General features: G+C 74.3%; 22 protein-coding genes. 10 read left to right on the forward strand and 12 right to left on the reverse strand.

Annotated features, from left to right (window positions below; all coding sequences use genetic code 11):
* Positions 1-4 precede the first annotated feature (4 nt).
* Positions 5-880 (reverse strand): ROK family protein, encoded by an 876-nt coding sequence (locus AB0G11_RS33805; RefSeq protein WP_357590757.1) that lies wholly within the window; start codon positions 878-880, stop codon positions 5-7.
* Between the two features lie 67 nt (positions 881-947).
* On the opposite strand from AB0G11_RS33805, the gene AB0G11_RS33810 reads away from it, so the two are divergent.
* The 5 genes from AB0G11_RS33810 to AB0G11_RS33830 all read left to right on the forward strand — a co-directional run bounded on the left by AB0G11_RS33810 (position 948) and on the right by AB0G11_RS33830 (position 4,461).
* Positions 948-1,754: a GNAT family N-acetyltransferase gene (locus tag AB0G11_RS33810; protein ID WP_357590759.1), complete on the forward strand. Its 807-nt coding sequence runs from the start codon at positions 948-950 to the stop codon at positions 1,752-1,754.
* Positions 1,755-1,815: 61 nt separating this feature from the next.
* Positions 1,816-2,832, forward strand: a complete 1,017-nt coding sequence (locus tag AB0G11_RS33815) for a phosphotransferase family protein (RefSeq protein WP_357590761.1) — start codon at positions 1,816-1,818, stop codon at positions 2,830-2,832.
* A gap of 103 nt (positions 2,833-2,935) precedes the next feature.
* Complete coding sequence (locus AB0G11_RS33820) at positions 2,936-3,145, forward strand: hypothetical protein (protein ID WP_357590763.1); 210 nt, start codon at positions 2,936-2,938, stop codon at positions 3,143-3,145.
* Positions 3,146-3,273: 128 nt separating this feature from the next.
* The gene (locus AB0G11_RS33825; protein ID WP_219507467.1) at positions 3,274-4,125 is read left to right on the forward strand and encodes a helix-turn-helix transcriptional regulator; all 852 of its coding nucleotides are present in this window, start codon (positions 3,274-3,276) and stop codon (positions 4,123-4,125) included.
* Positions 4,126-4,194: 69 nt separating this feature from the next.
* The gene (locus AB0G11_RS33830) at positions 4,195-4,461 is read left to right on the forward strand and encodes a hypothetical protein (RefSeq protein ID WP_219507468.1); all 267 of its coding nucleotides are present in this window, start codon (positions 4,195-4,197) and stop codon (positions 4,459-4,461) included.
* Between the two features lie 31 nt (positions 4,462-4,492).
* Here AB0G11_RS33830 and AB0G11_RS33835 read toward each other — a convergent pair whose 3' ends face one another.
* Positions 4,493-4,963: a MarR family transcriptional regulator gene (locus tag AB0G11_RS33835; protein ID WP_357590765.1), complete on the reverse strand. Its 471-nt coding sequence runs from the start codon at positions 4,961-4,963 to the stop codon at positions 4,493-4,495.
* A gap of 36 nt (positions 4,964-4,999) precedes the next feature.
* On the opposite strand from AB0G11_RS33835, the gene AB0G11_RS33840 reads away from it, so the two are divergent.
* Entirely contained in the window at positions 5,000-5,395 is a 396-nt protein-coding gene (locus AB0G11_RS33840; protein WP_357590767.1) for a hypothetical protein, read from the forward strand.
* 80 nt (positions 5,396-5,475) lie between these two features.
* Here AB0G11_RS33840 and AB0G11_RS33845 read toward each other — a convergent pair whose 3' ends face one another.
* From AB0G11_RS33845 to AB0G11_RS33860, 4 genes are all read right to left on the reverse strand, one after another.
* Positions 5,476-6,846, reverse strand: coding sequence for a HAMP domain-containing sensor histidine kinase (locus tag AB0G11_RS33845; RefSeq protein WP_357590769.1), 1,371 nt, complete (start codon positions 6,844-6,846; stop codon positions 5,476-5,478).
* Positions 6,843-7,538 carry a response regulator transcription factor gene (locus AB0G11_RS33850; RefSeq protein ID WP_357590771.1) on the reverse strand — a complete coding sequence of 232 codons (696 nt, stop codon included), beginning with the start codon at positions 7,536-7,538 and terminating at the stop codon, positions 6,843-6,845. Before AB0G11_RS33850 ends, AB0G11_RS33845 begins: the two co-directional genes overlap by 4 nt.
* A gap of 180 nt (positions 7,539-7,718) precedes the next feature.
* Positions 7,719-9,221 (reverse strand): NAD(P)/FAD-dependent oxidoreductase, encoded by a 1,503-nt coding sequence (locus AB0G11_RS33855; RefSeq protein WP_357590773.1) that lies wholly within the window; start codon positions 9,219-9,221, stop codon positions 7,719-7,721.
* A 544-nt stretch (positions 9,222-9,765) separates the two neighbouring features.
* A complete protein-coding gene (locus AB0G11_RS33860) occupies positions 9,766-10,656 on the reverse strand; it encodes a LysR family transcriptional regulator (RefSeq protein WP_357590775.1) in 891 nt (296 codons plus the stop codon).
* A gap of 463 nt (positions 10,657-11,119) precedes the next feature.
* Between AB0G11_RS33860 and AB0G11_RS33865 the strand changes: the two genes are divergently transcribed.
* From AB0G11_RS33865 to AB0G11_RS33880, 4 genes are all read left to right on the forward strand, one after another.
* Positions 11,120-12,043 (forward strand): putative sulfate exporter family transporter, encoded by a 924-nt coding sequence (locus AB0G11_RS33865; RefSeq protein ID WP_357590777.1) that lies wholly within the window; start codon positions 11,120-11,122, stop codon positions 12,041-12,043.
* Between the two features lie 119 nt (positions 12,044-12,162).
* Positions 12,163-13,089 carry a pseudouridine-5'-phosphate glycosidase gene (locus tag AB0G11_RS33870; RefSeq protein WP_357590779.1) on the forward strand — a complete coding sequence of 309 codons (927 nt, stop codon included), beginning with the start codon at positions 12,163-12,165 and terminating at the stop codon, positions 13,087-13,089.
* The gene (locus AB0G11_RS33875; RefSeq protein WP_308126080.1) at positions 13,074-14,015 is read left to right on the forward strand and encodes a PfkB family carbohydrate kinase; all 942 of its coding nucleotides are present in this window, start codon (positions 13,074-13,076) and stop codon (positions 14,013-14,015) included. The genes AB0G11_RS33870 and AB0G11_RS33875 overlap by 16 nt, the downstream gene beginning before the upstream one ends.
* A 71-nt stretch (positions 14,016-14,086) precedes the next feature.
* Positions 14,087-16,480 carry a hypothetical protein gene (locus tag AB0G11_RS33880; protein ID WP_357590781.1) on the forward strand — a complete coding sequence of 798 codons (2,394 nt, stop codon included), beginning with the start codon at positions 14,087-14,089 and terminating at the stop codon, positions 16,478-16,480.
* A gap of 21 nt (positions 16,481-16,501) precedes the next feature.
* Here the strand turns inward: AB0G11_RS33880 and AB0G11_RS33885 are convergent, their stop codons facing one another.
* From AB0G11_RS33885 to AB0G11_RS33910, 6 genes are read right to left on the reverse strand one after another with little or no spacing between them, the layout of a single operon-like run.
* Positions 16,502-19,387: an AAA family ATPase gene (locus tag AB0G11_RS33885; RefSeq protein WP_357590783.1), complete on the reverse strand. Its 2,886-nt coding sequence runs from the start codon at positions 19,385-19,387 to the stop codon at positions 16,502-16,504.
* Between the two features lie 57 nt (positions 19,388-19,444).
* Complete coding sequence (locus tag AB0G11_RS33890; protein WP_219511737.1) at positions 19,445-19,879, reverse strand: GNAT family N-acetyltransferase; 435 nt, start codon at positions 19,877-19,879, stop codon at positions 19,445-19,447.
* Positions 19,880-19,936: 57 nt separating this feature from the next.
* Complete coding sequence (locus tag AB0G11_RS33895; protein ID WP_219511735.1) at positions 19,937-21,073, reverse strand: acyl-CoA dehydrogenase family protein; 1,137 nt, start codon at positions 21,071-21,073, stop codon at positions 19,937-19,939.
* A 2-nt stretch (positions 21,074-21,075) separates the two neighbouring features.
* Positions 21,076-21,987, reverse strand: coding sequence for a hydroxymethylglutaryl-CoA lyase (locus AB0G11_RS33900; protein WP_219511726.1), 912 nt, complete (start codon positions 21,985-21,987; stop codon positions 21,076-21,078).
* Positions 21,984-23,942, reverse strand: coding sequence for a biotin carboxylase N-terminal domain-containing protein (locus AB0G11_RS33905; protein ID WP_357590785.1), 1,959 nt, complete (start codon positions 23,940-23,942; stop codon positions 21,984-21,986). Before AB0G11_RS33905 ends, AB0G11_RS33900 begins: the two co-directional genes overlap by 4 nt.
* Before the next feature lie 2 nt (positions 23,943-23,944).
* Positions 23,945-25,513: a carboxyl transferase domain-containing protein gene (locus tag AB0G11_RS33910; protein WP_357590787.1), complete on the reverse strand. Its 1,569-nt coding sequence runs from the start codon at positions 25,511-25,513 to the stop codon at positions 23,945-23,947.
* Positions 25,514-25,538: the final 25 nt, after the last annotated feature.

A 25,538-nucleotide genomic window follows, 5' to 3' on the forward strand; every position in this document is an offset into this window, starting at 1 on the left:
ACGGTCAGGCGAGGGCGCGGAAGCCGAGCAGGGCCGCGCCGAGGAGCCCCGCGTCCACGCCGAGCGCCGAGGCGCGCACGCGGGGCGGGCGGCGGAAGGTCAGCCGGCCCGCCAGGTGCTCGCGCAGCGGGCCCAGGAGGGCGTCACCGGCGCGCGAGAGGCCGCCGCCGATGACGATCAGCGCCGGGTCCAGCAGCAGCGTGCAGGTGGCCAGGGCGGTGGCCAGGGCCGCCAGGGCGTCGTCCCAGACCTCGGCCGCCACGGGGTCGCCCTCGGCCGCGCGGCGCACCACGTCGGCCGCCGACGACTCGCCGCACCGGGCGGCGATGGCCGACGCCGACGCGTACAGGGTCAGGCAGCCGCGCTGGCCGCACGCGCAGGACGGCCCGGCGGGGCGTACCGGGATGTGCCCGAGCTGCCCGGCCCAGCCGGACGCGCCGCCGTACAGGGAGCCGTTCAGCACCAGCGCGCCGGCGATGCCGGTGCCGATCGGCACGTACAGCACGTGGCCGGGCGTCCGCTCGGTGACGCCGTAGGCCAGCTCGGCGTCCCCGGCGGAGCGGACGTCGTGGCCCAGGGCGAGCGGGAGGTCCAGGGTGGTGAAGGCGCCCGCCGGGACGTCGCGCCAGCCGATCGCGGCCGAGTAGACGGCGTGGGTGGGCGTGACGAGGCCGGGCACGGCCAGGCCGACGGCCTCGGGCGCGGCGCCCGGGCGGGCGGCGAGGTCGGCGATGAGGGCGGAGACGGCGGCGACGACGCGGTCCGGGCCGTCGGCGCGCGGGGTGGGACGGCGCTCATGATGGAGGATTGTGCCGTCACGAGCGACAAGTCCACCTTTGATGGTGGTGCCGCCGACATCTACCGCTATAACGCATTGCATCCCTCCATGGTCGCGGTGACGGAAAACACTTTGAGCCGCCGGGGTGCCGTACAGGAGGATGGCGGCCATGCACGTACGCCGTCTGACCCTCGACGACCTGGACGCCTGCGGCCGGCTGGCCAAGGACCGGGGCTGGCTGCCCGAGCGGCACAAGTGGACGCTGCTGTTCGAGGTCGGCGAGGTCTACGGGATCGACGCGCCCGACGGCGACGGCCTGGCCTCGACCACGATCCTGACCCGCTACGGCGACGACCACGCGGTGATCAGCATGGTGCTGACCGCTTCCCGCTACGGCCGGCAGGGGCTGGCCCGCCGCCTGATGGAGCACGTGATCGCCCAGGCGGGCGACCGGATCGTGTCGCTGCACGCCACCGAGAACGGCCGCCCCCTGTACGAGCGGCTCGGCTTCCGCACGGTCGGGCACGTCGCCAAGCGGACCGGCGTCTTCGGCGGCGAGCACTCCGGCCGGACGCGCCCGGCGACGGAGGCCGACCTGGAGACGATCCTGGCGCTCGACGCCGACGCGTTCGGCACCGACCGGTCGCCGCTGCTGCGCAGGATGTTCAGCTTCGGCGAGCGGGTGCGGATCGCCGAGGGCGGCTTCGGGCACTGCTGGCGCAACGACGACAACGTGGTCATCGGCCCCGTCGTGGCGGGGGACGAGGAGACCGCGCGGGCGCTGATCGGCGACCTGGCCCTCGACGTGGGCGGCGAGGTGCGGCTGGACCTCGACCTGGCCAAGGAGGACCTGGCCGGCTGGGCGGCCGAGCACGGCATCGGCGCCCCCTGGCAGGTGTCGCTCATGGTGCGCGGCGGCGACCTGCCGGGTGACCGCGCGCGGCAGTTCCTGCCGTTCATGCAGGCGCTGGGTTGACCGGCGGATCGGCGCTCTCGTAGGGTCGATCACCAGAATATCGTTCTGTCGAAGGGCCGTCATGTCCGCCACCCACATCGACGTCAACGCCGTCGACCTCGCCGGCCTCGGCGCCTGGATGGACGCGCAGGGCCTGCCCGAAGGGCCGATCACCGGCCTGGCGCCGGTGCCCGGCGGCACCCAGAACGTCATGGCCCGCTTCGAGCGCGGCGGCCGCCCGTACATCCTGCGCAGGCCCCCGCAGCACGCCCGCGCCAAGAGCAACGAGGTGCTGCGGCGCGAGGCGCGGGTGCTGGCGGCGCTGCGTGACACGCCCGTCGCGGCGCCCCGGCTGGTCGCCGCGCAGACGGCGGAAGAGCCGGTGTTCTACCTGATGGAGCCGGTCGACGGGTTCAACCCGTCGACCGGGCTGCCCGAGCCGCACGCCTCCGACCCGGCGATCCGGCACCGGATGGGCCTGGAGGCCGCCTCGGCGCTGGCCGAGCTCGGGCGCATCGACCCGGGGGTGCTGCCGGGGTTCGGCCGGCCGGAGGGGTTCCTGGAGCGGCAGGTGCCGCGCTGGATGCGGGAGCTCGACTCCTACGGGGAGCTCGACGGCTACCCGGGGCCGCGGATTCCCGGGCTGGCCGAGACGGCGGCGTGGCTGGAGGCCAACCGGCCCGCGTCGTTCACGCCGGGGATCATGCACGGCGACTACCACTTCGCCAACCTGATGTTCGCCCACGACGGGCCCCGGGTGGCGGCGATCGTCGACTGGGAGATGTGCACGATCGGCGACCCGCTGGTCGACCTCGGCTGGCTGGTAGCGATGTGGCCGCAGGCCGCGGGGCTGGTGCCAGGGCTGGCCTCGCCCCGGGAGATCGTCGACTGCTACGCGGCGCTGTCCGACCGCGACCTGTCGGCGATCGACTGGTACGCGGTGATGGCCTGCTTCAAGCTCGGCATCGTGCTGGAGGGCACCCACGCCCGCGCGTTCGCCGGCAAGGCGCCCAAGGACATCGGCGATCTGCTGCACGCCACCACGCTGTCGCTGTTCGAACGGGCCGGGCACATCATGCGCGACTCGATTTCGACATAACCCCCACATAGCCCAATATCCCGATTTTTCCGAAAAAGGATCACAAGTAGGAAGTTGTCCCCTACAATTGCGCGCAATTGCAGTTGTTCGGGGAAGGATCGTCATGCGGATGCGGTTCCTGGGTTCCACGTCGGACGCCGGCGCCTGCCCGACCCTGTACGAGACCGACCGAGGCACCATCGTCATCCAGGGGCTCCAGGTCACCGACGCCGAGGCCCTGGCCGACCTGCGGGACGTGCTCGACGGCGAGACCGCGGTCGAGGTGCCCCGCGAGCTCATCACCGAGATCGCCCGCCGGGTCCTGCCTGCCTGACCCCCGCCCTGCCCGGTCGTGCGCGGCCTCGGGACATCGGGAAAGTGACCACCCCCCGCGACCGGCTGGTCACGATTGCGCGACTGGGCCTGGCATGATCCACCGGCCCGGGGCTAGCCTCTTGCGTCGTGACGTCGTTTCAACAGGCGCGCGCCGACCTCGGCGGGCAGCTCAGGCAATTGCGTGAGGCGGCCCGCCTCACGGGCAAGGAGCTGGCCGAACGGCTGCGCTGGCAGCCGTCCAAGGTCTCCCGCCTGGAGAACGCCCGGCAGACCCCGTCCGAGGACGACGTCGTGGTGTGGGCGCAGGCGGTGAAGGCGCCACCCGAGGTCACGGACGAGCTGATCGCCCAGGCCATCGCCCTGCTGGAACGGCACGACGGCTGGAAGCAGCGCCACCGCAGCGGCCTGGCCGCCCTCCAGGAGGACGTGCGCGACCTGGAGGCGCGCACCAAGCTGTTCCGGGTGTTCGAGCCGGGCATCCTGGCCGGCCTGCTGCAGACCTCCGAGTACGCCCGCCACGTGTTCCGCAAGGTCAGGCGCCTCTACAGCGCGGCCGACCAGATCGACGCGGCGGTACGGGTGCGGATGCAGCGCCAGGAGATCCTCTACGACCGCACGCGCACGTTCAGGTTCGTGGTGCCGGAGGCGGTGCTGCACACCCGGCTGGCCCCGCACGACGTGATGCTCGGCCAGGTCGACCGGCTGCTCGCGGTCAGCTCACTGCCGAACGTGCAGTTCGGCGTGATCCCGTTCACCCAGGAGCTGCCGTCGGCGCCGGTCAACGGCTTCTGGATCTACAACGAGGCCATGGTGGGCGTCGCCACCATGACGAAGGATCTGGTGCTGCGCGATCCCGACGACGTGGCGTTCTACGTTCGCGCCTTCGACGATTACGCGAAAGTCGCGGAGTTCGGCGAAGCCGGGCGGGACACCATCATCCGGATTCTTAACGAATACCGCAAACAATCCCCACATTAATCCTCGCAATTGCTTGCCCTCCTCCTCAAGATCGTGCAATTCTGGCGCGAGACGATGCGGAGGTGACGCATGATGCTTGACACCGCGCTCTGCCTGGAGCAGTTCGCGAGGTTCGCGGGTCGTCACGCCGACCTGTCCGTCCAGAGCCTGTCCCTGGCGAGCGACCCGGCGTTCGTGTGCGTGCGCAACCGTTTCTCCGCCACGCTGGCCGAGAACGTCACCTGCTCCGACGACGGCAGCTTCGTCACGTCGTGGGGCTACCGGCTCGGCACGGCCGACGACGTGGAGGCCGCCGCCGCCCGCCTCGCCTACCTCCTGGCCGCCCTCCCCGCCTAGCCCTCCCGGCCGCCTGCCCCACTCTCTCCGCTCACTCCTCGGGCGGGTCGGACGACAGCCGTCGCGCGTGCTCGCGGTTGACGTCGGCGAGCCGGCCGAGCAGCAGGAGGAGGTCGCGGAGCCGGGCGGCGGGAACGTCCTCCAGCACGGCGACGGCGTCGGCGTGGACCCGTTCCCATGTCGTGGCGCGCAACTCGGCGTGGCCGTCCGACACCCCGATGACCTGCGAGCGCCGATCGGTGGCGCTCTGCCGTCTGACCGCGTATCCCGCGGCGACGAGCCGGTCGGCGATCTTGGTGATGGCCGCCGGGCTCAGGTTGCTCAGCGCGGCCAGCCGCTGGGCGGGCATCGCGCCCTCCCGGTGCAGGATCTCAAGGCAGCGCAGGTCGTTGCGGTTGAGCCCGTAGCGCCCCGCGACCGCCTCCAGCAGGGCGTCGTGCGTGGCGTGGAGCTCGCGGATCGCGTTCAGCGCGCGGGCCGCGTCGTCTCGGTCAGTGGCCATGTCCGCCCTTGGTTTCCATCGTGTATCTTTCACGGCGTGAACTACTTTATCGCACCTGCAAGGTGGCCCGCCGCCGCCACCGCGCTGTACGTGCTGTGGGGGGTGCTGCACGTCGGGCTGGGGGCGGGCATGATCCTGTCCGGCGGCTCCCCCGCGGACGAGGCGGCGGCCGAGAGCCTCATGTTCTTCGCGTGCGCCGCCGTGTTCGGGCTCCAGGCCATCGGCGTCGCCCTCACCATGAACCGCCTCAACAGCCGCCGCGGCCACTGGCTCAACCTGCTCGTGCTCGGCGCGGTCGACGCGGCGTTCCTCGCCGTGATGGTCCGGCCCGGGCACGTGGACGCGGTGGGCGGGCTGTCGGGGCCGGTGATCTGGCTGCTCGCCGCCGCCTGCTCCACCGTCGCGCAACGACGCGCCCCGGTGTCCGCCTGACGACCGCCCCGCCGTGCGACCGCCCCGCCGTGTGACCGGCCCGCCGTGTGACCGGCCCGTACGGACTGCGCGGCCGGTCGTCAGCTGCTCGGGGTGGCGCGGCCCGGCAGTTCGAGGGTCGCGATCACGCCGCCGTCCGGCGCGTTCCCGAGCCGTACCTCTCCGCCCACCTCGGCCACGGCCTGCGCGACGATCGCCAGGCCCAGCCCCGAACCAGGCAGCGAGCGAGCCGACGGCGAGCGCCAGAACCGCTCGAACACGTGCGGCAGCTCCTCCTCCGCGATGCCCGGCCCCCGGTCCCGCACGGCCAGCACGCCGTCGCGCAGCACGACCTCCACCCGGCCGCCGGGACTGAACTTGGCGGCGTTGTCGATGAGGTTGAGCACGGCACGTTCCAACGACGCGGCGCCGCCGACCACATACCAGGGGCTCAGGTCGGTGCTGACCTCGGCGCCGCGCAGCCTGGCCCGCCCGGCGGCGGCCGTGACGACGTCGTGCAGCGGCAGCTCGGCGTGCGGCTCGTGGTCGGTGTCGCCCCTGGCGAGCTGCAGCAGGTCGCCCACCAGCGTGGACAGCTCGGCGAACTGCGCCTTGACGTTGACCAGCAGCCGCTCCTTGGCGCCCGGGTCGAGGCTGCGGCCCGTCTGCTCGCTGCGCAGCAGCAGGTCGATGTTGGTGCGCAGGGTGGTGAGCGGCGTGCGCAGCTCGTGCCCGGCGTCGGCGACGAGCTGCCGCTGGCGGTCGCGCGACCCGGCCAGCGCGGCGGTCATCGCGTTGAACGACGCGCTCAGCCGGGCGATCTCGTCGCTGCCGTCGATCGGGATGCGGGTGTCGAGGTCCTCGGTCTGCGCGATGTGCTCGACCGCCCTGGTCAGCCGGCCCACCGGGCGCAGCGCGGCGCGCGAGACGAGCAGCCCCGCCGTGGCCGCGACGAGCACGCCGAGCGCGGCCACGGCCGCCAGCAGGATCGACACGCTGCGCAGCGTGCTCTGCAGCTCGTGGGTGGGGCGGGCGATGACGAACGCGGCGTCGCGGTCGACGTTCCTGACCAGCACGCGCAGCGGGGTGCCGTCGTCGGCGTAGCCGTCGTAGACGAGCTCCTGGTCGTGGTAGCCGCTCGCGATCTCCTCCTCCCGGCGGGTGACCTTGATCGCGGTGTTGCCCATGACGCAGCGGGTGCCGTCGGGGAAGACGATCTGCATCGGCTCGGGGAACGGCGGGTACTTGCCGTAGCCGGTCGCGCTCACCGGCTCGGCGGAGCACTCGCGGGTCGCCTTCTGCATGCGTTCGAAGGGGACGCGCTCGCCGGTCTCCCGCAGCGACTGGTTGAGCTGCCACGACAGCTCCCTGCGGACGAAATACCAGGTGCCGACGGCCGAGACGCCCACCGCGATCGCCACCGCCGCGGCCACCAGGAGCGTCAGGCGGGCGCGCAGGCTGCGCTTTCTCACGAGGAGCCTCTGAGCACGTAGCCGACGCCGCGCACGGTGTGGATCACCCGGGGCTCGCCGCCGGCCTCGGTCTTGCGCCGCAGGTACATCACGTACACGTCGAGCGAGTTGGACGTCGGCTCGAAGTCGAACCCCCACACCTCGGCCAGGATCTGGTCCCGCGTCAGCACCTGGCGGGGGTGGGCCAGGAACAGCTCCATCAGCAGGTACTCGGTCCTGGTGAGGTCCAGCCGCCGCGCGCCCCGCGTCACCTCGCGGGTCGCCGGGTCCATGCGCAGGTCGCCGAAGGCCAGCGTCTGCTCCGGCTCGCCCGCGCTCAGCGCGCCGCGCCGCAGCAGCGCCCGCACCCGGGCCAGCAGCTCGTCCAGCTCGAACGGCTTGACCAGGTAGTCGTCGGCACCCGCGTCCAGCCCCGACACCCGGTCGCCGACGGCGTCGCGGGCGGTCAGCATGAGCACCGGGACGTGGTTGCCGCTCCCGCGCAGCCGGCGGCAGGCGGTCAGCCCGTCGAGCCGCGGCATCATCACGTCGAGCAGCACCGCGTCGTACGGCTGCCGGGCCAGCTCCTCCAGCGCCGCCTGCCCGTCGTCGGCGGTGACGACCCGGTAGCCCTCGAACTCCAGGCTCGACTGCAGCGCCTCGCGCAACGCGGGCTCGTCGTCCACCACCAGCAACCGTGCGGGCTCACTCATGCCACCACGCTAGAGGAGCAATCTGAGAAGGCGATGAACGCGACCACCCGCCCGACCACCCCGCCCGGCCCGCCGTCCGGCCCCTGCCCGACCGGCCCACCCTGTCCGGCCCTGTCCAGTCGTACGGGCGGACGCGGGCGGGCGGACAGGGCGGGCGGACAGGGCGACCGGCGGAGGCGGTCAGCCGAGGAGGGCCATCGCCGCGTTGTGGCCGGGGATGCCGCTGACGCCGCCGCCCCGGCGGGCGCCCGCGCCGCACAGCAGGATCCGCTCGTGCCCGGTCTCGACGCCCCAGCCGCCCTCGTCCCCGTACGGCCAGCTCAGGTCGCGGTGGAAGATGTGGCCGCCGGGCAGCCCGGCCTCGTTCTCCAGGTCCACCGGCGTCTTGGCCTCGACGCACGGCGTGCCGTCGGGGGCGCGCAGGAGGCAGTCCTCGATGGGCTCGGCCAGGACCGTGTTGATCGACGCGAACGTGGCGCGCAGGGCATCCTCCCTGGCCTTGTCCGGATTTTCCCGGAAAAGGCGGGCGGGCATGTGGAGGCCGAACAGCGTCAGCGTCTCCGCCCTCCCCCGCAGCTCCGGCCCGAGGATCGACGGGTCCGTGAGCGAGTGGCAGTACACCTCGGCCGGCGGCAGCTCCGGGATCACGCCCGCCGCCGCCTGCGCGTACGCCCGGGCGAGCTGGTCGCGGCCCTCGTTGATGTGGAACGTCCCGCTGAAGGCCGCGACCGGGTCGACCGTCCCGTCCTTGAGCCTGGGCAGCCGGCTGAGCACCATGTTCACCTTGAGCTGGGCGCCCTCCGGCTGCTCGGGCGTCCTGCCGAGCGCCTTGTCCAGCACGGCCGGGGGCAGGTTCGCCAGGACGTGCCCGCCGGTCACCGTGTGCTCGGCGCCCTCCGTACGGAACGTGACCTCCCCCGACGGCGAGATGCCGACGACCTCGGCGCCCGTCCTGATCTCCGCGCCCGCGCGCCGGGCCGCGTCCTCCAGCGCGCCCGAGACCGCGCCCATGCCGCCGACCGGCACGTTCCACTCCCCCGTGCCGTCGCCGATCACGTGATAGAGGAAGCACCGGTTCGCCAGCAGGTCGGTGGCCGGATCGGCGAACGTCCCGATCAGCGCGTCCGTCAGCACCACCCCGCGCACCGTGTCGTCGCCGAACCGCTCGTCCACCGTCTCCCCGATGGGCCGCGCGAACAGCTCACCCCACGCCCGCGCCCCCACCATGCGCTCGACCTCCGCCGCCGTGCGCAACGGCTCCAGCAGCGTGGGCGCGAGCACCTGGGCGGTACGGGCCACCATTCCGTAGAAGTCCTGCCATGCGGTGTGGTCGGCCTCCCCGCCCGTCACCTCCAGGAACGACCGCCTCGTCCGCTCGGCGTCCCCGCCGTCCACGAGCAGCCCGGTGTCCCCCTTGGGGGTGTACGAGGCATACCGCCGCCTGCGCAGCTCAAGGCCGAGACCCAGGTCCTTGACGATCTTCGTCGGGAGGAGGCTGACCAGGTACGAGTAGCGCGACAGGCGTACGTCCACGCCCGGAAACGGCCGCGCGGAGATCGCCAGGCCGCCCGCGTGGTCCTGCCGCTCCAGCACCAGCACCCGCCGCCCGGCCCCCGCCAGGTAGGCCGCCGCGACCAGCCCATTGTGACCCCCACCGGCCACAACCACGTCATACGCACCCATCCCGGCACCATATCCCGCACCACCTCCCAGAGACACGCCCTCCCAACCCCGCCCAGCCCGTGTAACCGCCCCACCCGCGGCACCTGCCGTTGAAAGGCCACCCCAGCGGTTTGTCCACCCCGAGCACCTGCCGTGGGAAGGCCACCGGAGGCTGACCATCCGGATGCGCCGCAACCTCCCACCCAGACGCCCCGCCCGACGCCTCCGGCGACCGCGCCACGCGCACGCGCCACCGCCGGCCGCCCGGGCGACCCCGGCGGGCCCCTGCGGCGCCCGTCCCCACGGAGCGGTGGAGCCGCAGCCCGGGCCGAGCCGAGGAGCGGGCTGGTGGGGCGCGGGCCGGGACGGGGGCCGGGGCCGAGGGTTGGGGGCCGCCCCTGGCCCCGGCCCCGACCTCCGGGTCCGGTCGGGGCAGACCGGTACGCCGAAGGCCAGCCGGCCTGGGCGGCGGGGTCGGGGCCGGGTGGGCGGCGGGGTCGGGGCTGGGGGTCGGGGCTGGGGGACAGAGGCGGGGGTGGGTGGCCAGCGGGTCGGGCGGGGTGGGTCAGGGGCGGCTGGAGATGGCGAGGAGGGTGGCGGCCGGGTGGGTCAGGGGGCGGCCTTGGCGCCAGACGGCGCGCAGGGTGCGGACGAGGTTGATCCCCGCCAGGGGGACCTCGACGAGGCGGCCGGTGGCGACTTCGGCCTCGACGGCGTAGCCGCTGAGGACGGCGGGCGCGGCACCGGCCTGGGCGGCGCCCTTGACGGCGGAGTTCGAGCCGAGCTCCAGCCGGGGGCTGGCCTGGCGCAGTTCGCGGAAGGCCCGGTCGAGCGTCTCGCGGGTGCCGGACCCGCGTTCGCGCACGACGAGCGGCGTGCCCGCGAGCTCGGGTCCTCGCAGCGCGGTGCGGCGGCGGGTCCAGGGGTGGCCGGGCGCGACGACGACCACGAGCCGGTCGGTGCCGACGACGCGGCTGGCCAGCCCGTCCGGCACGTTCGGCCCCTCGACGAAGCCGAGCTCGACCTCCTCGCCCAGCACCCGCGCGGCCACGTCGGCGGAGTTGACCACGTCGAGGCCGACGGGCACGCCGGGTTCGCGGTTCTGGAGTTCGCCGAGCCAGCGCGGGACCAGGTACTCGGCGATGGTCATGCTCGCCGCGACCCGCAGGTGGGCCGCCGCCCCGTGCCGGACGGCCTGCGCGGCCCGTACGAGCTCCTGGGCGGCGGACACCAGCTCGGCGGCCCATCCCGCCACCATGCGACCCTCGGCGGTGAGCGTGGACCCGCGCGGCGTCCGCTCCAGGAGCGGGAGGCCGAGACGGCGTTCGAGGTGGGCGATGCGCTTGCTCGCGGAGGGTTGGGCGATGCCCGCCGCCTTGGCGGCGCGGCCCAGGCTGCCGAGTTCTCCGACGTCGACCAGCAGTTTCAGCGACGCGAGGTCCGGCAGCTCACTCATAGCCCCAGGCTATGACCTCCCACCCAAGCCACGGCTACCGGCGCCCGCCGGCCCGCCGAAGACTGGGACCATGCCGCTCAGCCGCCGTTTCCGCTTCCCCCGCCGGGGTTCGTCACATCCCGTTCCCGACCGCCCGCGAACCGTCCGCCTGCCGTCGCCCGGCGTCCCGCCCTCCTCCCGCGCGCACCGGCAGCCGGAAGGACCGCGTAGGAGCCGGCAGTCGGAAGGGCCGCGTACGAGCTGGTCGCCGGACGGGTCGCGGGCGAGCTGGGCATCGGACGGATCGCGCTTGGGCCGGAGGGCCCGGTCGCGCCGGTGGTCCGCGGGGTCGGCGCGGCCGGGTGGTGGGGCGGCCGGCCAGGGGCGGGCGCGGGCCGAGGGGGCGGTCCGGTCGCGTGGGGGCCGCCTGTCCGAGGGGTGGTCGCGGGTCCGGACGCTGGGGCCGGGGGTGGGGGTCGCGGCGGTGGGGACCGGGGTGGCGATGGGGGTGAACGCGGTGGTGCCGGCGTTCAGCGCGGCCGTCGTCGCGGTGGTGGCGGGGGCGGGGCTGGCCGCGGCGGGAGGGGTGGGCGCCGCGTCGCGGGCGGGGCTGCACTTCGTGTCCCGGCGGGTGCTGCGGGTGGCGATCGTGCTGCTGGGGCTGCAGATCTCGGTGCCGCAGCTGCTGGCGACGGGGTGGCGGGCGATGGCGGTCGTGGTGGTGGCGACGGGCGTGACGTTCGTGCTCACGCCGTTGATCGGCCGCCGCCTGGGCGTGAGCCCGGGGACGTCGCTGCTGGTGGGGACCGGGGTGTCGATCTGCGGGGCGGCGGCGATCGCGGCCATGCGCGACAGCGCGGGGGGCGACGACGACGAGGCGGCGAGCGCGCTGAGCGTGGTGGTGCTGTACGGGAGCGCGGCCATCGTGGTCGTGCCGCTGGTGGCCTCGTGGCTGGGGCTGTCGCGGGAGCAGCTCGCGATCTGGACGGGCGCGGCGGTGCACGAGGTGGCGCAGGTCGCCGCGATCGGCGCGGCGACAGGCGTGCTGGCGGTGGCGGTCACGGTCAAGCTCGGCCGGGTGATCCTGCTCGCGCCGCTGGTGGCGCTCGCCGCTCGCCGGTCCGTGCGCTCCGGGCCCCGGGCGGGGAGGAGGCCGCCGGTGGTGCCGTTGTTCGTGGCCGGATTCCTCGCGATGGTGCTGGTGCGGGCCACCGGGGTCGTGCCGGACGACGTGACGCGGGAGCTGCCCTCGGTGACGAATATGCTGATGGCGGCCGCCCTGTTCGGGCTGGGCACCGGGATCGACGTGCGGAGACTGCTCCAGGGCGGGCGGGCCGTGCTGCTGGGCGGGATCGCCACCGCGCTTGTCGGGGGCGTCTCGCTGGCGGGTGTGGCGCTGCTGATCTGATCTCCGAGTGGACGTGCGAGCGGTCCGGCCGTAACGTGCTCAGTTTGGAACAAAGTCTGCAAAGGACGCCGTTCACCCTAGGCACTGCCTGGACCCACCCGAGGAGCAAGAAACCCACCATGCGCGCCACCGCCGACTCCCTTCTTCAGCCTTCCGACGAGGTCGCCCAGGCCCTGGCCGCCGGGTCGCCGGTGGTGGCGCTGGAGTCCACGATCATCTCCCACGGGCTGCCGCAGCCGCGCAACCTGGAGGTCGCCCGGGAGCTGGAGGAGATCGTCCGGTCGGCCGGCGCGGTGCCGGCGACGATCGCGGTGCTCGACGGCGTGGCCAGGGTCGGGCTGACCGAGGTGGAGCTGGAGCGCATCGCCACCGAGTCGGGGCTGCGCAAGCTGGGCCAGCGTGACCTGCCGGTGGCGGCGGCGCTCAAGGCGAGCGGCGCGACGACCGTGTCGGCGACGTCGTTCCTGGCGGCGCGGGCCGGCATCCGGGTGTTCGCCACGGGCGGGCTCGGCGGCGTGCACCGCGGCTGGACCGAGGAGCAGGACGAGTCGGCCGACCTCGACACGCTGGCCCGCACCCGCATCACCGTGGTGTGCGCCGGGGTCAAGTCGATCCTGGACGTGCCCGCGACCCTGCAGCGCCTGGAGACGCGCGGCGTGACCGTGGCCGGCTACCGGACGGAGACGTTCCCCGGCTTCTACCTGCACTCGTCGGGCCAGCCGGTGGAGTGGCGGATCGAGTCGCCGGAGGACGCCGCCGCGATCATGCGCGGCCAGGACGCGTTCGGCGGCCAGGAGACCGCGCTCATCGTCGCCAACCCGGTGCCCGTCGACCAGCAGCTCGACCCGGAGCTGCACGACCGCGTGCTGGCCGAGGCGCTGGCGGCCGCGGAGGCCGGCGGCGTCACGGGTCAGGCGATCACCCCGTTCCTCCTCGGCTACCTCGTGCGCGGCACGTCCGGCGCGTCCCTGGAGGCGAACCTGGCCGCCGTACGCGGCAACACGGCACTGGCGTCACGCATCGCCCTGGCGTGGTCGCGATCGTGAGCCACAAGGGGCTCCTGGTCATCGGCGACGTGGTGACCGACGTGGTGGCGCTGCACGGCGCCCCCGTCATGTCGGCCTCCGAGATCGCCGCCGACATCGTGCTCCGCCCCGGCGGCTCCGGCGCCAACACGGCCGCCTGGGCCGCCACCCTGGGAGCCGACGTGGGCCTGCTGGCCCGCTGCGGCTACGACAGCAGCGAATGGCACATCGCCGAGCTGGCCAAGGCGGGCGTCCGCCCGTACGTCCGGATCGACGCCGACAACCCGACGGCCGTCGTCATCGCCATGGTGGACAAGTCCGGCGAACGTTCCATGCTGACGAACCGGGGCGCGGGCGGCCTGATCTCCGAGGCCGACTGGGACGACTCCCTGCTCGACGGCGTCGGGCGCCTGCACGTGTCGGGCTACCTGCTGTTCAGCGAGCCCGGCCTGGGCCTGGCCAGGCTCGCCATGGCCAAGGCGGCCGCCGCCGGCGTCGCCATCAGCGTAGACCCCGCCTCCACGAACCCGCTGCGCGAGTTCGGCGTCGAACGCTTCCTGCACGAGTCGGCACTGGCCCACCTGATCTTCCCGAACCGTGACGAAGCTCTCCTCCTCAGCGGCGCCGCCACTCCCGAGCGCGCCGCCGAGGTGCTCAGCGAGAGGTACGGGACCGCCGTGGTGAAGCTGGGGTCCCAGGGCGCCCTCGTGGCCACGGGCGGGCAGGTCGTCGCCGAGGCGGGCCCGGCCGACACCGAGACGATCGACTCCACCGGCGCGGGCGACGCGTTCGCCGCCGGGTTCCTCGCGGCCACGCTCGACGGCGCGGGCGAAAGGGCCGCTCTGGAGGCGGGATGCCGTGCGGGGGCGGAGTGCGTGGCCCTGGTAGGCGGTCGGCCACGGTACGGTTTGGACGTGAAGCGTCTTTACCCTATTCACACCGATTGATAGCTTGCCGCGTAGGCTGCACCAACAGTCACATGCGCCACGTGGTTCACTGGGGAGGATAAGGTCCGCCGATGGAAGTCGAGTCATCGATCTGCCTGAGCGACCTGGTCCCTGCCCTGCGCTGGAGCCGGCCGCAGCAGGTGGCGGAGGCCCTGGCCGACCCGCGCCTGCCCGCCGCCTGGTGGTCCTCGCAGGCGCTGACCAGAGCCCTGGGCACGGCCGGGCTCGACTGGATCTGTGACCGGCTGGCGCTGCTCGCCTCGTCCCGCTGGGACTACCTGCCGCTGGGCGATCTGCTGCCCGCGCTGACGCTGCACCCCGTCGACCCGGGGCTCTCCGGCTGGCCCGAACCCGCCCGTACGGCCATCGCCGGGCTGGGCGGCTGGCACCGGCTGCGCCGCCTGTCGCCCGCCGACCTGAAGACGCCGTCGGCGACGCCCGAAGCGGTGATGGGCACGGTGTTCCGCGAGGTGCTCGGCCACCTGGCGGCCCAGCCCGAGTCGGCGGCCCGCGCCGTCCAGTCGCCCGAGATCACCCGCCCGGTCCAGCAGCGCCGCGACGCCACCGGCCCGCAGCCCGCCGTCGGCCCGCACCCCGCCACCGGCCCGCAACCCGCCGTCGGCCCCGCACCGGGAACCCCTGGCGGCTCCGTTCCCAGCGGGCCCGTCCCCGGCGGCTTGGTCCCGGGCAGTCCCGTACCTGGCGGTCCGGTCCCCGGCGGCCCCGTCCCCGGGCCGTACCCGGGACAGCGCCCGTCCGGCCCGCCCCCCGCGCAGACGCCCGCGCCTCTCGCCGCCCAGGGGGAGGCCACCCCGCAGGGAGGCGCCGCCTACCCGGGCGGCCCGTCCGCGCCGGGCTTCCCGCCCGGAGGCGGCCCCACGGGCACCGGCCCGTTCCCCGCGCCCGCCGCCCCCGGCGCCGTCCCCCCGGGCGCGACCTTCCCGCCCGACGGCGGCTCCTCCGACCGCAACACCGGCTCCTTCCCCGCCACGAGCGGCAACGCACCGGCCGGCCCCGGCAGCGGCCCGTTCCCCGCCGTGGGCGGCGACCAGTTCCCGGGCAGCCCCACCAGCGGCCCCTTCCCGGCGGCTGGGCCGACGCAACCGGGCGCGCCCGGGAGCGGGGCGCCGCAGCCGGACAGCCCCGCGGGCGGCCCGCCGCAAGCGGGCGGCCCCGCGCAGCCGGGCACGCCGCTCCCTGGCAGCCCGGCGTTCCCGGGCGGTCCCGGTACGGGGTCCTTCCCCGCCGTGGGGGAGAGCGCTCCCCAGCGCGGCACCGGCTCCTTCCCCGCCGTGAACGAGAACGGGACCCCGCTCCCCCAGCGCCCCACCGCGTCCCGCCCCCCGCAGGGCGCGCCGGCCGCCCCGGGGGCGCCGCGCCCGCGGGAGACCCCAGCGCTCTCCGACACCGACCACGCCATGGTGCGGGTCGTGGACGGCCTGTTCCGCGGCCTCAACAAGCTCGAACTCGCCGTCGCCGTACACCGGCTGTTCGCCGAGGACCCGGTCAGCCTGCGCACGCTGGCGCACAAGATGCTGGTCGAGCGTGAAGTGCTGTCCCAGGCGCAGCGCACCGCCGAGGAGCGGGTGCTGCACTGGCTGCGCTCGTCGGAGTCGGCCCCGGTGACCGGGCACATGTTCCGCCTGACGGAGTGGCTGGGCGCGGCGGCGACGCAGGATCAGCTGATCGGCGCCGACCCGGCGCACCCGGTGACGGTGCCGAGCCTGCGCACGCCGCTGTGGCGGGTGCTGGTGACGCTCATGCCCGACCGCAGGCTGCAGGACGGCTGGCTCGTCGTCGGCGACATCCACGGCCTCCAGGCCCGCACCCGGCAGCTCCTGGCGTCGGCCCCGCCGGACGCCGACCCGGTGGAGCTGCTGGCGGAGCTCGGCATCCGCACCCATTCGGCGAAGGCGTGGCTGGACGCGCTGCCGTCGGAGTCGGCCGACCCGGTCGCGGCGGCCTCGGCCCCGGCGCAGCCGCTGCCGCGCCGTACCCCGGGAGCGAACGGCCACCACCATCGCGGCGGCCAGCCCATCCCGCCGGCCCCGGCCGGGTCGATCGACCCGTCGGCGGCCCTGGCGACGCTCTCGGCGCTGTCGGGCGGCCGTTCGCCGGTGCTGCCCGGCGGCGGCCTGGCGGGCGCCCCGTCGACGCCGCCGCCCCCGCTGCCGAGCCCGTCGTCGGACCCGCGCCGCTGGCAGCGCATCGAGGTCACGCCCGAGCACCTGCGCGGCGGCCCGGTGCCGGTCCCGGAGGGCTACGCGGCGCAGCTCGGCATGCGGCCGGGCACGCTGCTGTCGGTCACCGGTCCCGGCGACAACGCCATCGTGCTCGTGTGGCAGGGCCACCAGCCGGTGTTCGACTCGCTCCAGCCGGTGCTCATGCGCCTGAACGCCCGTCCTGGCGACCAGGTGTACGTGACGGTCGACGGCTACAGGCTGGAGGCCCAGCTCACCGGCTGAGCCGGGCCCCCGCGAGCCGCGTCACCTGTCGAACAGGCGCATCGCGTGGGCCTTGGCGGCGGCCTCTCCCCGGGTGGAGGCGCCGAGCTTGCCCAGGATGTTGGAGACGTGCACGCTGACCGTCTTGATCGAGATGAACAGCTCCGCGGCGATCTCCCGGTTGCTGCGTCCGCGCGTGACCTGCTCCAGCACCTCCAGCTCGCGGGCCGTCAGGCCGAGCGGCTGCCCCTGGGGGGCGGCGCCGTCGGCGACGGCCAGCCGGGCGCGGCGGGCGAACGCGTCGAGCTGGTCCAGCAGCGGCACCGCCGCCAGCCGCTCGGCGAGATCACGGGCGCGGGCGTGCCGGGCGGTGGCCTCCTGCCGGTCGCCGAGCGCCTGCGCGGCGTGCGCGGCCCCCAGCGACGCCCTGGCCTCGGCGTAGGGCTGCTTCAGCTCCGCCCAGGCGGACGCGGCGGCCTGCCAGGCGGCCAGGCGCCAGGCGCCGGTGTCCTCGGCGTCGTCTCCGGGGGCGGGGCCGGTGAGGGCGAGGAAGGTCTGGCGCTGGGCCCGCTGGAGGCGGCCCTCGACGGCGACCCATCCGGCGGTCGAGCGCAGCTCGGGCAGGAACGGGCCGCCGAGCTGGGCGAGCGTGAGGAGCAGGTGCCAGGAGTAGCGGGAGTCGTCCATCAGGTCGTGCTCGCGCAGCGCCCGCGCGGCGGCCTCGCGTGCCTCGTCGAGGCGGCCCCGGGCCTCCAGCAGCTCGATCTCGCGGCAGGCGTGCGGCAGCACCGACTGGGAGCGGAACGCGCCGCGTGAGAGCACCTTGCGGGAGGAGGCCACCAGCGCCTCGGCCCGGTCGGCCTGCCCTCGGGCCAGCGCGATGTCGGCGGCCAGGCCCTGGAGGCTGGCCTGGTGCGGGGCGGGCGGCAGCAGGGCGAGGGCGTGCTCGATGACTTCGAGCGCCTCGTCCCAGCGGCCGAGCGAGAACAGCGGCTCGGCCAGGTTGATCGCCTGGAAGGTGCCGGAGGAGCGCGCCAGGCCGTACTGCTCGGCGATCGCGATGCCCTCGCGGGCCACCTGGGCGGCCTGCTCGTGGCGACCGGCGCCCTCCAGCGCGTCGGACTCGGAGATGGTGCCTCGCATCACCGCGAAGTACGCGCCGGCCCGGTCGGCGATGCGCCGCGCCTCGGCGAACCCGGCGATGGGGCCCTCGGCGTCGGTGTAGCGGCACTGGGCCCAGGTGAGGTCGATGAGCGCGTGGGCGTGGGTGGAGTCGTCGCCCACCTGGCGGGCGATCTCGATGGCCTGGCGGGCGGTCGAGATCTTCTCCTCCAGTTGGTCGGGCCTGGTCAGCATCCGGGACAGCGTCTCCAGCACCTGGCCGCGCAGCCTGGTGGGCGGGTCGGCGGGCACCAGCCCGGCCGCCTCGCGCAGGTCGTCGACGTAGCCGGGGCGGCTCAGGCTGAAGCGGATGAGGCCGCGGTGGCGCAGCAGCCGGGCGGCGGTGTCGGGCTCGGCCTGCCGGTCGATCTCCTCCAGCGCGGCCGAGGCCAGGGCGGCGCCGCGCTCGAACTCGCCGGCCTGGTAGGCGGCGACGGAGGTGAGGCGGAGCACCTCGGCGTGCGGGGCGCCGATGCGCTCGGCGGCGTCGGGCACCCGGTCCCACAGCTCCAGCACGCGTGACAGCATGCGGAGCTGCTCGTCGAAGGCGGTGGCGGTGCGGGCGGCGGCGGCCGCTCCCCAGGCGCTGATGAGGGCCCAGGTGTTGTCGCGGGCGGCGTGCCAGTGGTGGGCGAGCTCGATGGCGCCGCGCGGCGCGGGCAGCATGGACAGGTCGCGGCTGATCGCCTCGGCGTAGCGGGTGTGCAGGCGGGTGTGCTCGCCGGGCAGCAGGTCGTCGTGCAGGGCCTCGCGGATGAGCGCGTGGCGGAAGGCGTAGCCCTCGCCGTCGACGACGAGGACGTTGCCGGCGACGGCGGGCCGCAGCGCGCCCGAGAGCGCGGTCTCGTCGAGGCTGGCGACGGCGGCGAGCAGGTCGTGCTCGATGCGCTGGCCGCCCGCGCTGGCCACCCGCAGCAGCTCCTGGGTCTCGTCGGGCAGCCGTTCGACGCTGGCCAGGAGCAGGTCGCGCAGCGACTCGGGGAGCGTGTCGCCGCCGGGGTCGCCGAGCAGCGCCTCGACGAACAGCGGGTTGCCCTCGCTGCGGCTGTAGATCATGTCCATGTCGGCGGGCGACGGGCGGCGCTCCAGGATGCCGGCGGCCTGCTCCAGGACCTCCCTGCGGGTGAGCCTGCCGAGCTCCAGCCGGGTCACCCAGCCGACGCGGGCCAGCTCGGCGAGCAGCGGGCGGAGCGGGTGGGCGCGGTGCAGCTCGTCGGAGCGGTAGGTGACGACGATGAGCAGGCGGGCCTCGCCGCGCTGGTAGCGCACCAGGAAGGAGAGCAGGTCGCGGGTGGAGCGGTCGGCCCAGTGGGCGTCCTCGACGACGAGCACGACCGGGCGGTCCTCGGCCAGGCGCTCCAGCAGCCCGAGCACCTGCTCGAACAGCCGGGCGCGGGCCTCGCGACCTTCGGGGCCCGGCTGGCCGAACTCGGGCAGCAGGCGGGCCAGCCCGCGCGTGTCACCGCCGGGGACGAGGGCGGCGACCTCGTCGCGGCCCAGCCGCCGGACCAGGTCGCGCAGGACGGCGGTGAAGGGGGCGAACGGCAGGCCCTCGGTGCCGAGCTCCATGCATCCGCCGACGAGGGTCAGGGCGTCGCCGGCCGAGGCGGTGAACTCGCCGACCAGCCGCGTCTTGCCGACCCCCGCCTCGCCGCCGACGAGCACGGTGCAGGCCCCGCCGGCGCGTGCCTCGTCGAGCGCGCCGCGTAGCGCGGCCAGCTCGCGGGCGCGCCCGACGAACTGGGGGCTCACGGTGTGGATGCTCACACCCCAAGCATGCCATCCCGCTATGACAGCTTTACCTCTAGGACCTTGGGTTTCACGTCATTTGAGCACCTTGCGGTAGAAGGTGGCGGAAGCTTCGTAGCCGAGGGCGTGGTAGAACTCCGGCGCCCGCCTGGTCGCCATCGCCACGTAACGGGCCTGGCGGGACCTGGCCCACGTCTCGAACTCCTCCAGCAGCGACCGCCCGATGCCCTGCCTGCGGCTCCCGCTGCGCACCATCGCCTCCTCGACCCAGGCGACGGGCCCGTTGGCGAACAGCGTCAGGTGCACGTACCCCAGCAGGTAGCCGTGCACCCGCCCGTCGACGACGGCCGCCAGCACCATCGTGTCGTCGTCGCGCAGCAGCGCGGGCAGCGCGCGGTCGAAGGCGTCGCGCTCGGGCCGGAACGTCAGCCCGAACTCGCGCGCGAGCGCGAACACCTCGTCCGCGTCCGCCTCCTCGACTCTCCGGATGAGAAGATCGTCAGCCGTCATGCCGTGTGACCCTAGATCCTGCTCGACGCCCCGTCCAATCCCCACGTCAGCGCCGTCTCACAGGTCGCCGAGGCCGAGCTGCCTGGCGATGAGCATCCGCTGGACCTCGCTGGTGCCCTCGCCGATCTCCAGGATCTTGGCGTCGCGGTAGAAGCGGCCGACGGGGAACTCGTTCATGAACCCGTAGCCGCCGAAGATCTGCGTGGCGTCGCGGGAGTTGTCCATGGCGGCGTTGGAGGAGACGAGCTTGGCGATCGCCGCCTCCTTCTTGAACGGCACCCCGGCCAGCATCTTCTCGGCCGCGTGGTAGTAGGCCAGGCGGGCGGTGTGGGCCCGGGCCTCCATGTCGGCGATCTTGAACTGGATGGCCTGGTAGTGGCCGATCGGGTGGCCGAACGCGCGCCGTTCGCGCACGTACTTCAGGCACTCGTCCACGCACCCCTGCGCGAGGCCGACGCTGAGCGCGGCGATGGCGACGCGGCCCTCGTCGAGCGTCTGCAGGAACTGGGCGTAGCCCCGGCCGCGCTCGCCGAGCAGGTTGGCGGCGGGCACCCGGCAGTCGGAGAAGGACAGCTCGCGGGTGTCGGAGGCGTTCCAGCCGACCTTGGAGTACTTCTTGGAGACGGTGAAGCCGGGGGTGCCGCTCGGCACGAGGATCGTGGAGATCTCCCGCTCGCCGGTGATGGCGGCCACGCCGACGACGCCGGTGATGTCGGTGCCGGAGTTGGTGATGAACGCCTTCGTCCCGTTGATCACCCATTCGTCGCCGTCGAGCACGGCGGTGGTGCGCATGCCGCCGGCCACGTCGGAGCCGCCGCCCGGCTCGGTCAGGCCGAACGCGCCCAGCATCTCGCCCGAGGCGAGCTTCGGCAGCCAGCGCTCGCGCTGCTCGGGGCTGCCGAACCGGTAGATCGGCATCGCGCCCAGCGACACGGCCGCCTCCAGCGTGATCGACACGCTGGAGTCGACCCTGGCCAGCTCCTCCAGCGCCAGGCAGAGCGCGAAGTAGTCGCCGCCCATGCCGCCGTGCTCCTCCGGAATCGGCAGCCCGAACAGCCCCATCGCGCCCATCTGACGGACGATCTCGTACGGGAACTCCTCCCGCTCGTAGTAGTCGCCGATCACCGGGGCGACGACGTCGCGCGCGAACGCCTCGACGGTCTTGCGCAGCTCTTCGTGTTCAGGGGTCAGCATGGTCAGCCTTTCGAGAGGGCCTGGACGACGCGCGACGGGCTGGGCCGGCCCAGCCGCTGGGCCAGCCAGGTGCTGGTGGAGACGAGTTTGTCCAGGTCGAGGCCGGTTTCGATGCCGAGCCCGCGCAGCATCCAGACCAGGTCCTCGGTGGCGAGGTTGCCGGTGGCGGACTCGGCGTAGGGGCAGCCGCCGATGCCGCCGGTGGAGGCGTCGACGGTCGTGACGCCGGCGCGCAGGGCGGCCAGCGTGTTGCCCAGCGCCTGGCCGTAGGTGTCGTGGAAGTGCACGGCGAGCCGGTCCGGAGAGCCGAACGCCTCGATGAGCGCGGCGACGTGGCCAGGGGTGCCGACGCCGATCGTGTCGCCGAGCGAGAGCTGGTAGCAGCCGAGGCCGAGCAGCCGCTCGCCGACGGCGACCACCTGGCTGACGGGCGTCGGGCCCTCCCACGGGTCGCCGAAGCACATCGAGACGTAGGCGCGCACCCGCACCCCGTTCTCGACGGCGGTGGCGACGACCGGCTCGAACATCTCGAACTGGCTCTCCAGGCCGCGGTTGAGGTTCTTGGCCGCGAACGTCTCGGTGGCGCTGGCGAACACGGCGATCTCCTCGACGCCGTGGGCGAGCGCCCGTTCCAGGCCGCGCTCGTTGGGGACCAGCACCGGGTAGCGGACGCCGGGCCTGCGGCGCAGCTTGCCGAGCAGTTCCTCGGCGTCGGCGAGCTGCGGCACCCAGCGGGGGTGCACGAAGCTGGTCGTCTCGATGACCTTGTGCCCGGCGTCGGCGAGCCGGTCCACGAACTCGGCCTTGACCTCGACGGGCACGATCGCGGACTCGTTCTGCAGCCCGTCGCGCGGGCCGACCTCGTACACGGTGACCTGCCTCGGCAGGCCCTCGATCGGGTAGGCGGGGCTCATCGCTCCTCCTCCTCGGCGACCACGGCCAGGACGGCGTCCATGTCGACCGGCTGGCCCGCGCGCACGGGCAGCTCGGCGACGACGCCGTCGCGGGGCGCGGTGACGGTGTGCTCCATCTTCATCGCCTCCACGATCAGCAGCGGCTGGCCCTCGGCGACCCGGTCGCCGGGCTGCGCCTTGACCACCAGGACGGTGCCCGGCATGGGGCTGCGCACCACGCCGTCGCCCGCCAGCGCGGCTCCGGGCCGGTCGCCGGGGTCGCCGACGCGGTGCCGGGTCAGCGCCCAGGCGGCGCCGTCGCGGCCGAGCCAGAGCGTGTCGCCGTCGCGGGCCTGTTCGTACCGGGTGGTCCGGCCGCCGGCGGTCACTTCCAGGCCGGAGCCGTCGGCGCGGAGGACCGCGTGCTGGGCCGGGCCGTCGTCGCCGGTGCGGACGTACGCGGACTCGTGCGGCAGCCCGCTGACCCGGACGGTGTGGACGCCGTCGCGCGCCTCGACGCGCCAGGTGGTCCACGCGGGCTCGCCGACCCGCCAGCCGTCGGCGACGTCCCACGGGTCGGCGCCGCGCGGCCGGTCATGGAAGGCCAGCGCCGCCGCGACCGCCACCTCGGGGGGCGTGGGGGCGTCGAGGTCCAGCTCGGGCAGGGCGCGTTCGACGAGGCCGGTGTCGAGGTCGCCGTCGCGTACGGCGCGGTGGGCGAGCAGCGACCGCAGGAAGGGCACGTTCGTGGTGACGCCGAGCACGACAGTGCCGGCCAGCGCCCGGTCCAGGCTCCGCAGCGCCTGCTCCCGGTCCGGGGCCCAGGCGATGACCTTGGCGAGCATCGGGTCGAACTCGGTGCCGACGACGCCGCCCTCGCTGATGCCGGAGTCGACGCGTACGGACACCCCCTCGGGGGTGCGCAGGGCGAGGATCCGGCCGCCGGTGGGCAGGAAGCCGCGCGCCGGGTCCTCGGCGTACAGGCGGGCCTCGACCGCGTGGCCCTGGAGACGCACGTCGTCCTGCGTGAGCGGGAGCGGCTGGCCGGCGGCGGCGCGGAGCTGCAGCTCGACCAGGTCGAGCCCGGTCACCATCTCGGTGACGGGGTGCTCGACCTGGAGGCGGGTGTTCATCTCCATGAAGTGGTAGTCGCCGGTGGTGCCGTCGACGATGAACTCGACGGTGCCGGCGCCGGTGTAGGAGACGGCGCGGGCGGCCTCGACGGCGGCGGCGCCCATGCGGGCGCGCAGGCCGGGGCCGACGAAGGGGGACGGCGACTCCTCGATGATCTTCTGGTGCCGCCGTTGCAGGCTGCACTCGCGCTCGCCGAGGTGGACGACGCCGCCGTGGGCGTCGGCGAAGACCTGGATCTCGATGTGGCGCGGGTTGGCCACGTAACGCTCGATGAGCAGCGTGCCGTCGCCGAACGCGGCGGTGGCCGTGCGGCGGGCCGACTCCAGGGCGTCGGGCAGCTCGGCGGCCGAGCGGACCAGGACCATGCCCTTGCCGCCGCCGCCGGCCGACGGCTTGATGAGCGCCGGGAAGTGCGGCCAGTCCAGGAGGGAGTCGTGCGGCTCCGCGGCGCCGGGGACGACGGGGACCCCGGCGGCCGACACGGTGGCCTTGGCGCGGATCTTGTCGCCCATCGCCTCGATGGCCTCCGGCGGCGGGCCGACGAAGACGATCCCGGCCGAGGCGCACAGGCGGGCGAAGGCGGCGTTCTCGGCGAGGAAGCCGTAGCCGGGGTGGACGGCCTCGGCGCCGGTGGCGCGGGCGGCCTCCACGATCGCCTCCATGTCCAGATATTTCGGGACCTGGAGGGCCATGTCGGCGGCGTGGACGTGCGGGGCGTCCCGGTCCGAGGCGGTGTGCACCGCGACGGAGCCGATGCCGAGCTTCCGGAGGGTGCGGATGATCCGTAGCGCGATCTCCCCCCGGTTCGCGACGAGCACGCGAGAGAACAGCGAGTCAGCCATGATCACATCCGGTAGACGCCGTAGCCGATGGGGTCGAGCGGCGCGTTGGCCGCCGCGGAGAGCGCCAGCCCGAGCACGGTGCGGGTGTCGACCGGGTCGATCACCCCGTCGTCCCACAGCCTGGCGGTGGAGTAGTAGGGGTTGCCCTGGTGCTCGTACTGGGCCCGGATCGCGTCGGCGTCGGCGTCGCCCACGGTGGTCAGCACGTTCGCGGCCTGCTCGCCACCCATGACGGAGATGCGCGCGTTGGGCCACATCCACAGGAACCGGGGCGAGTAGGCGCGCCCGGCCATCGCGTAGTTGCCCGCCCCGAACGACCCGCCGATCACCACGGTGAACTTGGGCACCCGCGCGCACGACACGGCCGTGACCATCTTGGCGCCGTGCTTGGCGATGCCGCCCGCCTCGTACGCCTTGCCGACCATGAAGCCGCTGATGTTCTGCAGGAACACCAGCGGAATGCGCCGCTGGTCGCACAGCTCGATGAAGTGCGCGCCCTTCATCGCCGACTCGCTGAACAGGATGCCGTTGTTGGCGACGATCCCGACCGGGTGCCCGTGCAGATGGGCGAACCCGGTGACGAGCGTGGTGCCGTACTCGGCCTTGAACTCCAGGAAGCGCGACCCGTCGACCAGCCGCGCGATGACCTCGCGCACGTCGTACGGCTGCCGCGTGTCGGCGGGGATCAGCCCGTACAGGTCGCGCGGGTCGTGGCGCGGCGGCTCGGGGGCGACGGTGTCCCAGGGCCGCTCGGCGCGCGGGCCGAGCGTGGCGACGATGTCGCGGACGATGGCCAGCGCGTGCGCGTCGTCCTCGGCGAGGTGGTCGGTGACGCCGCTGACGCGCGCGTGCAGGTCGCCGCCGCCCAGCTCCTCGGCGCTGACCTCCTCGCCGGTGGCGGCCTTCACCAGCGGCGGGCCGCCGAGGAAGATCGTGCCCTGGCCGCGCACGATCACCGCCTCGTCGCTCATCGCCGGCACGTACGCGCCGCCTGCGGTGCAGGAGCCGAGCACGGCGGCGATCTGCGGGATGCCGCGCGCCGACATCGTGGCCTGGTTGTAGAAGATGCGGCCGAAGTGCTCGCGGTCGGGGAACACCTCGTCCTGCTTGGGCAGGAAGGCGCCGCCGGAGTCGACGAGGTAGAGGCACGGCAGCCGGTTGTGCAGCGCCACCTCCTGGGCCCGCAGGTGCTTCTTGACGGTCAGCGGGTAGTAGGTGCCGCCCTTGACCGTGGCGTCGTTGGCCACGATCACGCACTCGCGACCGGAGACGCGGCCGACGCCGGTGATGATCCCGGCGGCGGGCGCCTGGTCGTCGTAGAGGCCGTTGGCCGCCAGCGGCGACAGCTCCAGGAAGCGCGATCCGGGGTCGAGCAGGCCGTCGACGCGGTCGCGCGGCAGCAGCTTGCCGCGCGAGACGTGACGCTGCCGCGATCGCTCGGGGCCGCCCAGCGCGGCGGCGGCGAGGCGCTCGCGCAGCTCGGCCGCGAGCCGCTCGTTGCGCTCGGCGTTGCTCTTGTACGCCTCGGCCCCCGGGGCGGCGGCCGACTTGAGCACCGGCCAGTCGCTCATGTGTCCCCTCTCGTCATGGCCGCGA

It is taken from the genome of Nonomuraea sp. NPDC023979, from assembly GCF_040639085.1.
Lineage (GTDB): Bacteria > Actinomycetota > Actinomycetes > Streptosporangiales > Streptosporangiaceae > Nonomuraea > Nonomuraea ceibae.